11 protein-coding genes and 2 pseudogenes are annotated in these 13506 nt (G+C 74.3%); 4 read left to right on the forward strand and 9 right to left on the reverse strand.

Features of this window, described 5'->3' with window-relative positions; genetic code table 11:
• Window positions 1-8: 8 nt before the first annotated feature.
• The 4 genes from ACIRBX_RS18515 to ACIRBX_RS18530 form a co-directional block, all read right to left on the reverse strand.
• Window positions 9-476 (reverse strand): GNAT family N-acetyltransferase, encoded by a 468-nt coding sequence (locus ACIRBX_RS18515; protein WP_402297915.1) that lies wholly within the window; start codon window positions 474-476, stop codon window positions 9-11.
• Between the two features lie 953 nt (window positions 477-1429).
• Window positions 1430-1816, reverse strand: a complete 387-nt coding sequence (locus ACIRBX_RS18520) for a hypothetical protein (RefSeq protein WP_402297917.1) — start codon at window positions 1814-1816, stop codon at window positions 1430-1432.
• A gap of 761 nt (window positions 1817-2577) precedes the next feature.
• On the reverse strand, window positions 2578-3093 hold the full coding sequence (locus ACIRBX_RS18525; protein WP_402297919.1) for a DUF1877 family protein: 516 nt from the start codon (window positions 3091-3093) through the stop codon (window positions 2578-2580).
• Between the two features lie 100 nt (window positions 3094-3193).
• The gene (locus ACIRBX_RS18530; protein ID WP_402297921.1) at window positions 3194-3874 is read right to left on the reverse strand and encodes a DUF998 domain-containing protein; all 681 of its coding nucleotides are present in this window, start codon (window positions 3872-3874) and stop codon (window positions 3194-3196) included.
• Between the two features lie 166 nt (window positions 3875-4040).
• Between ACIRBX_RS18530 and ACIRBX_RS18535 the strand changes: the two genes are divergently transcribed.
• The 3 genes and pseudogenes from ACIRBX_RS18535 to ACIRBX_RS18545 form a co-directional block, all read left to right on the forward strand.
• The gene (locus ACIRBX_RS18535; RefSeq protein ID WP_402297923.1) at window positions 4041-4364 is read left to right on the forward strand and encodes a YciI family protein; all 324 of its coding nucleotides are present in this window, start codon (window positions 4041-4043) and stop codon (window positions 4362-4364) included.
• A 107-nt stretch (window positions 4365-4471) separates the two neighbouring features.
• A pseudogene (locus ACIRBX_RS18540) lies at window positions 4472-5737 on the forward strand (RNA polymerase sigma factor); the annotation flags it as partial.
• 84 nt (window positions 5738-5821) lie between these two features.
• Window positions 5822-6445, forward strand: a pseudogene (locus ACIRBX_RS18545) (RNA polymerase subunit sigma); the annotation flags it as partial.
• A 27-nt stretch (window positions 6446-6472) separates the two neighbouring features.
• On the opposite strand, the gene ACIRBX_RS18550 reads toward ACIRBX_RS18545, so the two are convergent.
• Window positions 6473-7303, reverse strand: coding sequence for a hypothetical protein (locus tag ACIRBX_RS18550; protein ID WP_402297925.1), 831 nt, complete (start codon window positions 7301-7303; stop codon window positions 6473-6475).
• Window positions 7304-7391: 88 nt separating this feature from the next.
• Window positions 7392-8462, reverse strand: a complete 1071-nt coding sequence (locus ACIRBX_RS18555; RefSeq protein ID WP_402297927.1) for a substrate-binding domain-containing protein — start codon at window positions 8460-8462, stop codon at window positions 7392-7394.
• A gap of 145 nt (window positions 8463-8607) precedes the next feature.
• On the opposite strand from ACIRBX_RS18555, the gene ACIRBX_RS18560 reads away from it, so the two are divergent.
• Window positions 8608-10575, forward strand: a complete 1968-nt coding sequence (locus tag ACIRBX_RS18560; RefSeq protein ID WP_402297929.1) for a carbohydrate binding domain-containing protein — start codon at window positions 8608-8610, stop codon at window positions 10573-10575.
• A 239-nt stretch (window positions 10576-10814) separates the two neighbouring features.
• Here the strand turns inward: ACIRBX_RS18560 and ACIRBX_RS18565 are convergent, their stop codons facing one another.
• The 3 genes from ACIRBX_RS18565 to ACIRBX_RS18575 form a co-directional block, all read right to left on the reverse strand.
• Window positions 10815-11195: a toxin Doc gene (locus tag ACIRBX_RS18565; RefSeq protein ID WP_402297931.1), complete on the reverse strand. Its 381-nt coding sequence runs from the start codon at window positions 11193-11195 to the stop codon at window positions 10815-10817.
• Window positions 11192-11455, reverse strand: coding sequence for a hypothetical protein (locus ACIRBX_RS18570; protein ID WP_402297932.1), 264 nt, complete (start codon window positions 11453-11455; stop codon window positions 11192-11194). Before ACIRBX_RS18570 ends, ACIRBX_RS18565 begins: the two co-directional genes overlap by 4 nt.
• A gap of 148 nt (window positions 11456-11603) precedes the next feature.
• On the reverse strand, window positions 11604-13223 hold the full coding sequence (locus ACIRBX_RS18575; RefSeq protein WP_402297934.1) for an ABC-F family ATP-binding cassette domain-containing protein: 1620 nt from the start codon (window positions 13221-13223) through the stop codon (window positions 11604-11606).
• Between the last annotated feature and the right edge of the window lie 283 nt (window positions 13224-13506).

The raw sequence follows: 13506 nt of genomic DNA on the forward strand, positions 1-13506 counted from the left end.
CAGACGGCTCAGACGAGTTCGAGCACGCCCACGATCTCGCCGTCGCTCAGCTCGCCGGTCGGCCGGAAGCCGAGCCGGAGGTAGAACTTCTCCGGGCTGGCCTCCCCCTGGTGCCAGGTGACGAACAGCCGCCGCCCGCCCCGGCGCCGGATCTCGGCCGACACCTCCTGCACCGCGAACTTCCCGTACCCACGGCCCTGTTCGGCCGCCGCGATGTTCAGCCGCCAGAGGCCGGAACGGATGTCCCCGCTGCCGTCGCCGAACCAGTCGATGTCCAGGAAGGCCATCAGGAAGCCGACCACCCGGTCGCCGTCCAGGATCAGCCGGGGCCAGGCCACGCCCGGGTGGACGTACGCCTCGGCGAGCGACTTCACCACCGGTGACACGACGTGCTCCTGCGCCGGGTGGACGCTGACGGCGATCGCGGCATCCAGGTTGTCGGGGGTGATCTCGGCAAGGCGCACTCTGCTCGGCATACCCGCAGCTTAGGGACCCGCCGGTCGGAACGCCGGTACCAGGGCCCTGTGGGCTGCCTCACCCCGACCGGGGCCGGGCCGACTGCGGCGGTGGTGACACCGCGTCAGGGCGGCGGCGACCGGTCCTCCCGCTCCGGGGCGGGGCACGGCGGTCGGGGAGATGCGTCGCCCGGCCCGGCCCGGTCGAGCAGTGACCGGGCCGGGACCGACTGGTTCTTGGGGGGACGTCGGCACGGGGCCGGGCGACAAGCCCGGCGGACGGGCTGCACTCAGCCTCCGTGGGCCGGTGACCGGGCGTCAACCACCCGGGGGCAACACTGCCCTTGAGCCCCCGGGCCGTTGCCTGCCCGGACACCGGGCGGGGCACCGGGGCGGGCACCGCCCGGACGTCGGCGCAGGTCGCCGAGGGTGAGGGGACGGGGACAGCGAAGCAGCAGACCCGGTCGTCGGTGGCCCTCCGCGCACCGCCCCGACGGCCACCAACGACCGCGGGGGCACCGGCCCGGGGCCGGACGGGCAGATCTCGGGACGGATCCGTCACCCACCCCCGGGCTCACCCCGTGGAGAAGGGCGGGGGCACGAACGGCTCCTGACGACAGCTCAGGGGAGGCCCCGTTGCACCACGCCGCGCAGTGCCGGACACCGTCCTGGTCCGCCGTCGTCGCCACCGTCGCCGCCGCCGTTCTGGCGCTCGGCCCGGTCGCACCGTCCGCCTTCGCCGAAGGCTCCGCCGGGCGGCCGGGCGTGGGCCGCTCCGAAGCCTCCGCCGCCGTCCCGGACGGTGGCGCCGACCGCCCCGCCTGGCGCTCCGTCCTCCGCCCGCCCGCCGCGAAGCCGCGTCCCGGGAAGCCCGGGACGTCGGGGAAGCCGACGGAAGGGCCCGGGGAACGACCGCAGCGGCCGAGGTGCGCGCGGTGCACCTGGACGCCCTCCCGAGGTTGATCAGGGGCTGGTCAGGGCCGGAGCTGGAAGGCGGTGGTGAGGGTGTAGCCGACCAGGGCGCTGAAGAACGCGACGGCCGTGACGTGACGGGGTGTCACCGGCAGCCCGGCGAGCGCCGGGTAGAGCAGCACCGCGATCCCGGCGCACACGTCCGCCGCGTACAGCCCGAGCGGCGGCAGCACGTGGGTGGTGCGGGCGGCCCAGCCGGTGGCCACCAGGAAGCCGGTGAGCAGCACGAAGCCGGAGAGGATGCCGGAGCCGATGGTGAGCAGCACCGAGTGCGGCTCCGGTTCCGGCCCGTCCTCGACGGGCTGCGGGCGGAAGCGGTGACCGACCGCCAGCCCGATCATCGCGATGGTGACGGCCGCGAGGGCGCCGAACAGGGAGTGCAGATTCACGAGCGGCTCCGGTGGTTACGCAGGACTGGTTGCAGCAGGGCCGCCACGGCGGCCGGCAGGAGGACCACCATCAACAGCACGGTGGACCACGTCATCGGGTCCAACTCCCCTGCCGGGGGCGGCAGTACGGGCGGCGTCGGCAGCCCGACCGCGACCACGGCATGGGGCGGGGACGGCGACGAGAGCGGCGAGGGCGTCAGGGACGGGGAGTCGGACGGGACCGGGACCGGGCGCTCCGACTGCGAGGGCGACGGCGGCGCGGGCAGCAGCGGCGCCGGGCGCGGGCCGCCGACGGCCGGAGGCGGCGTCGGTGCGGCCTTCCCGAAGGTGGGAGCGGCGGCCGCCGGCGGAACGGGCGCAGCGCTCGCGGAGTGCAGGGGCGACGGGATCGCCGTCGGGGTGGCCGGAGGTGTCGGCCACCCCGAGGGCGAGGGACCCGGCGTGGGCGACGGCGGGGCGGTCGCTGACGGTGAAGGGGGCGGCGAGGTGGACGGGGAGGCGGACGGGGAGGGCGGCGTGTGGCAGGACCACAGCCAGTGCGGGGGCCAGTGCCACGGCGGCCCGGCCGGCGGTGGGCACGGGGGCGGGGGCGGTGACGGCGGACAGTCTGGGGCGTCATCCATCCGGCCGATTCTGCGGCCCGCCCTGTCACCGTCTGACACTTTCAGGGCCCGTGACACCCACACGGGTGACGGCGCATCAGCGCACGGCCCGGGGGCCGGTCGTGCGCCCCCGGGCAGGATACGGCGGCGTCCGCCGGGTCAGTCCACCCAGACCACCACGGCCAGGCCACGCAGGGCCGCTCCCCGGTAGAAGTCCCGCAAGGCCGCGAAGCAGTCGGCCAGCGAGGCACGGCGATCCCCGTCGAACCCGCCGAACCCGCAGACCTCCTCGGCCAGTACCGGGTCGGCCGGGAACCGGGCCAGCATCGCCTCCGGGTCCACTGCACCGAGCCGGGCGGAGAGTTCGGCGACCGCCGACGGGGCGAGCAGGGCCGGCGGACCGCCGAAGCCGTCGTGGACCTCCGCGTGGTCCAGGAACGCGACCTCCGCCACGCCGTCGCCGCCGAGACCGCGCTCCAGGGTGCGGAGCAGTTCGCTCCCGTCCTCGGCCCACCGCAGGTAGTGGGCCAACTCCCAAGCGGCCCAGCCCAGATCGAGGGCATCACCGGGCGGCGGATCGAATCCGGGGTCGCCGTCCGGAGCGGCGGTGGCCGCACGGCGGCAGCCGTCGAGGTACTCGGTGCTCACCCGGGCGAGCTGCTGGGTCAGGGCCATGCCGGGATCATCCCGGAACGCCGCAGGCCCGGACACCGGTTTCGTACCGGGCGTCCGGGCGGCGCGTGGCGGCTCCGGGCAGCAAGGGGCGGACGGTGCGTCAGGCGGCGGTGCGGCGCAGGCGGGCGGAGACCAGGGAGATCCAGGCCATCGCCGTCATCACGCCGACCGCCAGGGTCAGCGAACCGGCCGCGCGCCCGCTCATCGCCCAGCCGTTGCCGAGCAGCAGCACGGTGCCGGCCACCCGGGAGAGCACGGCGGCGGTGCGGTCACCGGACTGCCGGAAGAGGCGCGCGAGGACGAAGCAGGCCGCGATGAAGGAGAGGAAGGTGATCGAACCGGCCGCCATGTGGGCGTAGCCGTGCCAGCTCAGGGTGGTGGACGGGCCGACCGGAGTCCCGACCGGGAAGCCGTCGGCGGGGTCCATCACGAAGACTCCGGCCGCCATCATGCCGAGGCCGCCGAGGCGGACCAGCCGGGGCGCCCAGGTGCCACCGGTCCGGCCCCGCAGGGCGTGCCGCAGACCGGCCGCCCCGGCGACCGTCAGCGCGCCCACCAGCAGGAAGTTGGTGATCTGCACCCACCCGAGCGGGCCGTTGCTGAGGATGCTGAACGGGTGCCGGAGCAGCGAGAACCCCTCCCGGGTGAGGGCCTGGGTCATCGCGACCACCGTCCAGACCGGCATGGCCGCCGCACCGAGGGCGAGCAGCGTGCGGGTCTGCGGACGGCGGGCGCCGACGGTGGAGGAGGTGGGGGTGGCAGTGGCGAGGGTGGTGGTCATGGTGGGTGGTTCCTTCCGGGGTGGTGAGTGGTTCCTCGCTGACACGTCGTCCGGCCCGTGTGACAGGGAACGCCTACCGTTCCCTGTCACATCACCCCGTTCGACGTACCGGCAGAAGCACAGGAACGAGCGGCCCGAGCCGCCCGCCACCCACCGGAGGAACACCATGCGCTACCTGATGACCACCGACGCCAACGGCTCCGTCCCGGACGAGAAGCTGTTCGCCGAGATGGGCGCGTTCATCGAGGAACTGACCGCCTCCGGCGTCCTGCTGGCCACCGGCGGGCTGGACCCGGCCACCATCGTGATCACCTCCGCCGGCGAGGACATCAGCGTGACCGACGGCCCGTTCGCGGAGGCCAAGGAGGCGGTGGCCGGCTTCGCGCTGGTCGAGGTCCGCTCGCAGGAGGAGGCGATCGAGCTGGCCCGCCGCTTCCGCCGGATCGTCGGCGACGGTCGGAGCCGCCTCCAGCAGGTGTTCACCGGCTGAGGCTCCGTCAGCCCGCGCCACCCCGCAGGCCCCGCATCACCCCGCACCACCCGACCCACCCCGCCGGCCCCGGTGCGCTTCCCGCGCACCGGGGCGGCCGTGCTGAGATGAGCACCGTGCTGGATACCCGCCGAACGGTCGACGCGGTCTGGAAGTTGGAGTCGGCGAAGATCATCGCCGCCCTGGTCCGGACGGTGCGCGATGTCGGGCTCGCCGAGGAGTTGGCCCAGGACGCCCTGGTGGCGGCGCTGGAGCAGTGGCCGCGCACCGGCGTCCCGGAGAACCCCGGCGCCTGGCTGACCACCATCGCCAGGCGCCGGGCCGTGGACCACATCCGCCGTGCCCAGCTTCAGGAGCGCCACCAGGGGCGGATGGCCCACGAGCTGACGCAGGAGCAGACGCAGACCCACGCGGCGGAGCACGACCCGCCGCCGGGGGACGGCGAGTCGGAGGACCTGCTGCGGCTGGTGCTGGTCTCCTGCCACCCGGTGCTGCCCGCCGCGCAGCGGGCCGCCCTGACGCTCCGTCTGCTCGGCGGCCTCGACCCGGCCGAGATCGCCCGTGCCTTCCTGACCACCACCCCCGAGGTGACCCGGCGGATCGCGGCAGCCAAGCGGACCCTGGCCGAGCAGCGGATCTCGCTCGACCTCCCGGAGGCGGACGAGCTGGCCGAGCGACTGGCATCGGCGCGGGAGGTGATCTACCTGATCTTCAACGAGGGGTACTCGGCCACCTCCGGCGACGACCTGATGCGCCCCGGGCTCTGCCAGGAGGCCCTCCGCCTCGGCCGCCTGCTGGCCGTACTGGCCCCGCGCGAGGCCGAGGTGCACGGGCTGGTCGCGCTGATGGAGATCCAGGCGTCCCGCTCCGCCGCCCGCACCGGACCGGACGGCGAGCCGGTGCTGCTGCACCTGCAGAACCGGGGCCGCTGGGACCGGTTGCTGATCCGGCGCGGCTTCACCGCGATGCTCCGGGCCCGCGAGCTCGGCGGGCCGCCCGGCCCGTACGTGCTCCAGGCGGCGATCGCGGTCTGCCACGCCCAGGCACCGACCGCCGAGGCCACCGACTGGGCCCAGATCGCCGCCCTGTACGGAGCCCTGGTCCGCCTGCTGCCCACCCCGGTGGTCCGGCTGAACCGGGCCGTCGCGGTCGGCATGGCTCGCGGCCCGCAGGCCGGGCTGGACCTGGTCGACGAGCTGACCACCGAGCCCGCGCTGCGCGACTACCACCTGCTGCCCGGCGTCCGGGGGGACCTGCTGGCCCGGCTGCACCGGCCGGCCGAGGCACGGCTCGAATTCCGTCGGGCGGCCGAGCTCACCCGCAACGCCGCCGAGCGGGCCTTCCTGCTCGGCCGGGCCGACGCCCTCGCCGACGACGGCGCCGCCCCCGCCGAAGGGCCGGCCCTCGGCCCGGCCACCCGCGCCTTCCTGGCCCGGCCGGAGCTCGACCCGGCCACTGTCCGCTCCTACGGGCAGACCGTCCGGCGGCTCTGCCTGGCCCTCGGCGAGGGGCAGCCGCTGGCCGGGCTGACGGCCGGTCAGGTGGCCGGGGTGTTCGCCACCGCCTGGGGCACGGCGGCCGGGCGGACCTGGAACCGGCACCGGGCGGCCGTCCGGTCGTTCGCCGCCTGGGCCGGGCTGCCCGGGCTGGCGGACGGGCTGGAGCGCCGGGCCGAGCCCGGGGCCCGGGCCGCCGACGCGATCGGCACGGCCCGGCTGGACGCCCTCTGCGCGCTGCCCGGACTGACGGTCCGTGAGCGCACCCTGTGGCGGCTGCTGCACGAGTCCGGCGCCGGGGTGAAGGCCGTGCTGGCGCTGAACGTCGAGGACCTCGACCTGGCCGACCGCCGCGCCCGGAACGGCATCGGCTGGCGCTCCGGCACCGCCGGGCTGCTCCCCGAACTCCTGGCCGGCCGCACCCGGGGCCCGCTCTTCCTGACCGACCGCCGCCCCGGCCCGAAACGCCAGGCCACCGCCGACCTCTGCCCGGACACCGGCCGCTCCCGGCTCTCGTACGAACGCGCCGAGTACCTCTTCAAGCAGGCCAGCGGCGGACTCACCCTCGGCCGCCTCAAGCCCTGACCCCCGGGCCGGGCACCGGACGGGGCGTCAGGAACGGCCGAACCAACGGCGCCGGGGCCGGGCCTCGGCACCGGCCTCCGGCGCGGGCGGAGCGGGCGGAGCGGGTGGGGTCTCGTCGTACTCGCGGGAGACCACCTCGACCCGGCCCGACCGGGGATCGTGGCGCACCGTGTCCAGGCCCATCCGGTCCAGCCGGGCGATGGACTCGGCGTGGGTGGCGGTGTGCAGGGGGAGCATCGACACCTTGGGATGCTCCGGGCCGAGCTCGACCTCCTCGCCGAGCAGCACCCGCATCAGGCGGTCGGCGGAGGCCGAGGGCAGGTCCTCGTCCACCGCGACGTGCAGCATCAGGTGCTCTTCGCCGGTGGTCCGCCACCGGGACCGGGCCACCCAGACCGAGCGGACGGCGGGGAACTCCCGGACCCGCCGGACCAGGGCGTCCCGGAGGGCGACGGCCACCGGGTCGGTGGAGCGGTCGAGCGTCACCTCAGCCCCGGGGCCGTAGTTCGCCCAGTCCCGCAGGACGTGCTCGGGGAAGATCGCCTGCCCGTCCCCGGAGCGGATGCCGAGCACGGCGACTCCGGTCTTCTCCAGGATGTCCCTCAGCCGGTCCGCGTCGCAGTGCACCAGGCCGGCCGCCTCCGGCAGCAGTCGCGCGCCGAGCGCCGCGTCGGTGAACCCGAGCAGGGTGGGCGGCTGTTGGTCGTCCGGGAGGAACAGCACCGTGCCGACCGGGGTGAGGGGGACGAACGCCCCGCCCTCGAACAGCGCGGTGAGCACCGCCTCCGGTGCGGGCTCGTGGCCCGGTGCGCGCGAGTCCAGGAGCTCGGCGAGACGGGCGTTCGGGTGATCGGTCACGCGTGCAGCGTAGGGCTTGCGGCGTGGGGCGTGCCGACCGTTTTCGGGATGGGACCGGCAGACCCGCGCCGTCGGGCGGCACGGACCGTCAGGCCGTGCCTCCGCAGGAGGTCCGGACCTTGAGGCCCGGCAGCAGCTCGATGTGGTGGGCCGGCAGGTCGGGCTCGCCGCCGAGGCGGCGGAGCAGCAGGGTGAGGGCGGTGGCGCCGACCGCCCGCTTCGGCGGGGCCACGGCGGTGAGCGGCGGTGCGGCCAGGGCGGCGAACACGTCGTCGTAGGAGATCAGCGCGATGTCGGTGGGCACGTCGAGGCCCAACGACCGGAGCATCGGCGGGAGTTGGATGGCGTCCTGGTCGTTGTGGACCAGCACCGCGCGGGTGCCCTTCCGGGCGGCGGCGGCGATCTTCTCGGCGACCAGGGCCGGATCGGCCGGGCCGCCGCCGGGGCGGTGCAGGTCGATCACCGGGTGGGTGGTAAGGCCGAGCAGCTTGGCGCCCTCGGTGTAGCCGGTGCGGACCTGGTGGGCGGTCCAGGTGTCCTCGCGGGCGGCCAGCAGCACCGAGTCGTGGCCGAGGGCGGCGAGGTGACGGAGTGCCAGCAGGGCGCCGTGGCGGTGGTCGGAGACCACCGAGTCGAGTTCGGCGCCGGGGCTCTCGGGGGCGGCGCGGCGCTCGACCAGCACGGCGGGGACGGGGAGCCGGCCGAGCCAGGCGGAGTCCTCGGCCCGGCCGCCGGGCTGCCAGTTGGGGGTGAGCAGCAGGCCGTCCACGCCGGAGTCCAGCAGGCGGGAGGCCTGCTCCTGGTCGTCGCGGGCCTCGTAGGGCGCGATGCCGAGCACCAGCCGGGCCCCGGCGGCCGAGGCGGCGGCCCGGGCGCCGGCGATCACCTCGTCGAAGTAGGAGCCGACGGTGGGCACCAGCATGCCGACCACCCGCTCCCCGGCGGGGGTGCCGGATGCCGCGGTCGAGGGGGTGGCGGCCAGCGAGACCGAGCCGTGCGAGCGGTGCAGGGCGCCGCTCTCGGCGAGGGCGGCGACGTCGCGGCGGACGGTCACGGCGGGGATGCCGAGGCGGGTGGCCAGGTCCGCCACCCGGACCGTGCCGAGTTCGCGGACCACCTCGGTGATGCGGGTCCGCCGGTCGTCGGCCGAGATGGTCATGGGCGTCCTTCTCCAAGGTGTCCGGATGGAAAGTCTGCGGTGCACGAGTCTGTCGCGATCGTCTGATCACTTTGTATCATTCGATCGCCGTTTGATCTAACGGTCTGCAGTGATCCGTTCACCGCTCAAGGAGTCCACCCCACTCATGCTCCTGCCTCGCATCGCCCTCACCCTCCTCGCGGTCACCGCCGCCGTCCTCCCCGCCCCGGCGGCCGAGGCCGCCTCGGGGGCCCACTACCTCGACTGCTCCGCGCCCACCAACGGTACCGGCACGGCCGCCGCCCCCTGGAACAACCTGGCCGCCGCCAACGCCCACCTCTTCGGCCCCGGTGACCAACTCCTGCTCAAGCGCGGCACCACCTGCCTCGGCACCCTCAGGCCGCAGGGCTCCGGTGCACCCGGCTCCCCCGTCACCCTGGCCGGCTACGGCAGCTCCACCACCCGCCCGGTGGTCAAGGGCGACCCGGCCACCGCCGAGAAGGCCGCCGTCCACCTCTTCAACGTCGAGCAGTGGGAGCTGCGCGAACTGGAGATCACCTTCCCCGACCCGGCCGCCACCAAGCGCGAGCGGAACGGCCTGCTGGTGGAGATCGCCGACCTGCCGGACGGCGTCGGCACCCACTACCTGGTGGACGACGTCTCGGTGCACGACGTCAACGGCGACGCCACCAAGTGGTCCAACGGCATCCAGTTCCGGGTCTCCGGCCTGACCACCCCCACCAACTTCGACGACGTCCTGGTGCAGAACTCCCGGATCTCCCGGGTCGACCGCGAGGGCCTGACCAACCGCTCCACCTGGATGTGCCGCCCGAGCTACGGCACCGGCGACGGCTGCGGCACCACCGTCAACTGGCGGGCCTCCACCCGGATCGTGTTCCGGGGGAACACGGTCAACGACACCGGCGGCGACGGCATCGTGGTCCGGGCGGCCGACCACGCGCTGGTCGAGCACAACACCGCCTACGACATCGCGATGCGCCCGATGGGCTCCAACGCCGGCATCTGGACCATCAACTCCGATGCCACCACCGTCCAGTTCAACGAGGTGCACCACGTCCGCCGCCTCTCCGACAACAACGACGGGATGGCCTTCGACTCCGACTACGGCAACAACGACGCGCTCTTCCAGTACAACTACAGCCACCACAACGAGGGCGGCTTCATGCTGTTCTGCGGCGCCTGCGGAGCCGGCTCCAGCTCCACCGGCACCGTGGTCCGGTACAACCTCAGCGTGGACGACCGCAGCCGCTGGCTCTACGCGGTCGGCGAGAAGAACGCCCGGATCTACCAGAACACCGCCTACCTGCCCGCCGGTTCGACCGCCGCGATCATCCAGGACGGCTCCGGCTCGACCGTCACCCGGCTGACCGGCAACGTCTTCCAGAACCTCGGCACCGGCGGCTTCACCAACTACACCGCCGCCGACTACACCTGGCTGGCCAACACCCTGCACGGCAACCACCCGGCCAACGAGCCCGCCGACCCCGAGAAGTCCACCGCCGACCCGCTGTTCGCCAACCCCGGCGGCAGCACCCCGGCCGACTACCGGCTCACCGCCGGCTCCCCTGCGCTGAGGACCGGTTCGCCGGTCGCCGGCAACGGCGGCCGGGACTACTTCGGCGCCGCCGTCCCGGCCGTCTGCCGCCCGGACCGGGGCTTCGCCCAGCTCTCCGCCTTCGACGACACCGCCTGCACCCCGCCCGCCGTCAACGCCGTCCGCAACCCCGGCTTCGAGGACGCCACCCTCTCCCCCTGGACCTCCTACGGCGGCGTCACCCTCGACGCCACGGGCGCCCGCAGCGGCGCCCGCGCGGTCAAGGTCGGCCCGGCCCAGGCCGCCGCCGAGCAGGTGATCGCCCTCGCCCCGAACACCACGTACCGACTCTCCGGCTGGGGCCGGGTCTCCGCCACCGGCACCGAACTCTCCCTCGGCGTCAAGCAGTACGACGCCGCCGGCTCCACCACCCGGGCCGCCTTCACCACCACCGCCTACACCCAGGGCAGCACCACCTTCACCACCGGACCGACCGCCACCAGCGCCAAGGTCTACTGCTACGCCCGCAGCGGCACCGGCTACGGCTGGTGCGACGACATCACCGTCCTCCCGCTCTGACCCCGTACCCCGCCGCACCAGGCCCGTCCGCCGCACCCCGGCGGGCGGGCCCGTGGGCTTCCCCGTCAGGGGCGGAGGGTGAGACCAGGTGGTGCTGCGGACCGCCGTCCGCACGACGGTGGATCGGGCCGTCACGGCCCAACTCCCGCTCCCCTGTGGGGCGGCACCGCCGCTGCTCGTGCCCGATGAGCACGCTCGACCGGGGAGGACCGGGGACGACTGCGGACGACCACGGCCGGTCAGATCCGCCAGGACCTGATCCGGTCGGCGGCGGCGAAGATGTCGGCCCGGGATTCGGCCACGTCGCGGGCGAGTTCGACCAGCGCGCCGTAGGGCGGGTCGATGCCCTCCTCGGCGGCGTGCATGTAGGCGGCGGTGGCCATGCAGGCGTAGAGGTTGTTGCGCACCGGCAGCGGGCGCAGCTGGACGATGGTGTGCATCAGCGCGGCCGCCCGCCAGGCCGAGTCGGCGTCGTGGCCGAGCCGGCCGGTGTTCACCCGGTGCCGGGCCACCGCCGCCTGGAGGGCGGAGTAGTCACTCACCGTCAGGTCCTCGGGGTAGGCCTGCTCCTGGACGTCGAGCAGCCACCGGATGTCGACGTGCAGCACGGTCGTCCTCACGCCACCGAACTCCCCGAGGCCGGGGCCGACACCTGGTCCGGTGCCTGGTCCGGAGCCGGGGCGTCATCGGGGAACGCCGCGTCGAACTCCTCCAGGTGCTCGTTCCAGAACGCCACCGCGCGGTTCACGAACACCCGGCGCTGCTGCTCACGGACGCTCAGGTCGTGCACGTACGCCTTCACACTCTTGCCGTCGGCCGCCGCCGCCTCGCGGATGGCGGCGAGTTCGTGCTCCGTGTACTCGATGTTGAGCGCTGGCATGGCCCGATGGTACCGAAGGGGTACCGGAGGCCGACAGACCCCCGGTACCCCTCCGGTACCCGGCTCACCGCCTCATCGGATCGACGTCACACCGGATCGACGTCACACCAGGTCGGCGTCACGCCAGTCGACGTCACGCCGGTCGGCGTCACATCGGATCGACGGTGTGCAGCCCCCGCTCGTCCAGCAACAGCCAGCGGGTGATGCCGAGTCCGCGCAGGAACGGCACGTCGTGGCTGGCCACCACGAGTGCGCCCTGGTACCCCGAGAGCGCCTGGGTGAGCTGCCGCGCGCTCGCCAGGTCGAGGTTGTTGGTCGGCTCGTCGAGCAGCAGCAGCTGCGGCGGCGGGTCGGCCAGCAGCAGCGCGGCCAGGGTGGCCCGGAAGCGTTCGCCGCCGGACAGCGTGCCGGCCGGCTGCTCGGCCCGGGCACCCCGGAACTGGAACCGGGCCAGCCGGGCCCGGACCGCGTTGTCCCCCACCCCCGGGGCGAAGGCCTTCACGTTCTCCGCCACCGAGAGCTTCGGATCCAGCAGGTCGAGCCGCTGCGGCAGGTACCGGGCCGGCACGGGGGTGTCCAACAGGCCCTCCGCGAACGGCAGTTCCCCGGTGATGGTGCGCAGCAGGGTGGACTTCCCCGCCCCGTTGGCCCCGAGCAGCGCGATCCGCTCGGGGCCGCGCAGCTCCAGCGAGACCGGTACGGCCGGCCCGCAGACCATCCGCACCCGCTCCATGCCCAGCACCGTCCGCCCGGCCGGGACGGCGGTGCGGGGCAGGTCGATCCGGATCTCGGCATCGTCCCGGACGGCCTCCTCGGCCTGGGTGAGCCGCTCCTTCGCCTCGGCCAGCTTCTCGGTGTGCAGGCCGGTGACCTTGCCCGCCGTGACCTCGGCCTTGCGCTTGAGCGCCCCTCGGATGATCTTCGGGTCGTTCCGCTCGAAGGTCTTCTTCCGGCCGTAGCTGGCGCCGCGGTCGAGCTTGATCCGGGCCTCGGCCAGGTCCCGCTTCTGCCGCTGGACGTCGGCCTCGGCCACCCGCACCAGCCGCTCGGCGGTCTCCTGCTGGGCGGCCACCGTCCGCTCGTAGTCGGCGAAGTTGCCCCCGTACCAGGTGACCGAGCCGTCCCGCAGGTCGGCGATCTGGTCCACGTACCGGAGCAGCTCGCGGTCGTGGCTGACCACCACCAGCACCCCGTGCCAGCGCTCCACCGCCTGGTAGAGCAGTGAACGGGCGCGCCGGTCCAGGTTGTTGGTGGGCTCGTCGAGCAGCAGCACGTCCGGTCGGCGCAGCAGCAGCGCGGCCAGGTGCAGCAGCACCGCCTCGCCGCCGGAGAGCCCGCCGACGGTGCGGTCCAGGTCGAGCCGGCCGAGGCCGAGCCCGGCGAGGGTCGCGTGGGCGCGCTCCTCGACGTCCCAGTCGTCGCCGACCGCGGTGAAGTGGCGCTCCTCGACGGAGCCCGCCTCGATCGCGTGCAGCGCCTCCCTGGTCTCCCGGATGCCCAGGGCCTGGTCCACCCGCTGGGTGGTTTCCAGGGTCAAGTCCTGGGGCAGGTAGCCGAGTTCGCCGCCGATCCGGACGGATCCGGAGGTCGGGGTGAGCTGCCCGGCGAGCAGCTTCAGCAGGGTGGACTTGCCGGCCCCGTTCAGGCCGATCAGCCCGGTGCGGCCGGGGCCGACCACGAGCTGGAAGTCGTGCAGCACGCTGCGGCCGTCGGGCCACTCGAAGGCGAGGTCGGTGCAGCGGATGGAAACGGTGGTGGGTTGCGCCATGGTTGGCCTCCCGGTTGGTCGCCGTGGTGGATGGGCACACGGAGGACACCGATACGGGCACACGGCGGCAGGAGAGATCAGGGCTCTGCACCGAGGTCGTGCACGCGCACCGCCGGAGTGGTCGTCATCACGGCGGGAACGGTGTCTCAGGACCTCAGTAGAGCAACGGCCTTCTCCAGTCTTGGGATTGCTTGCGAGCCGTGGACCACGGTAGGCGGAGCCCGGCGCGGCCCGCAACGGATTATTCGGAGGCCGCCGCCGGGGCCCGTAAAATCGGCCGCAT

The sequence above is a fragment of the Kitasatospora sp. NPDC096147 genome, assembly GCF_044763225.1.
GTDB lineage: Bacteria > Actinomycetota > Actinomycetes > Streptomycetales > Streptomycetaceae > Kitasatospora.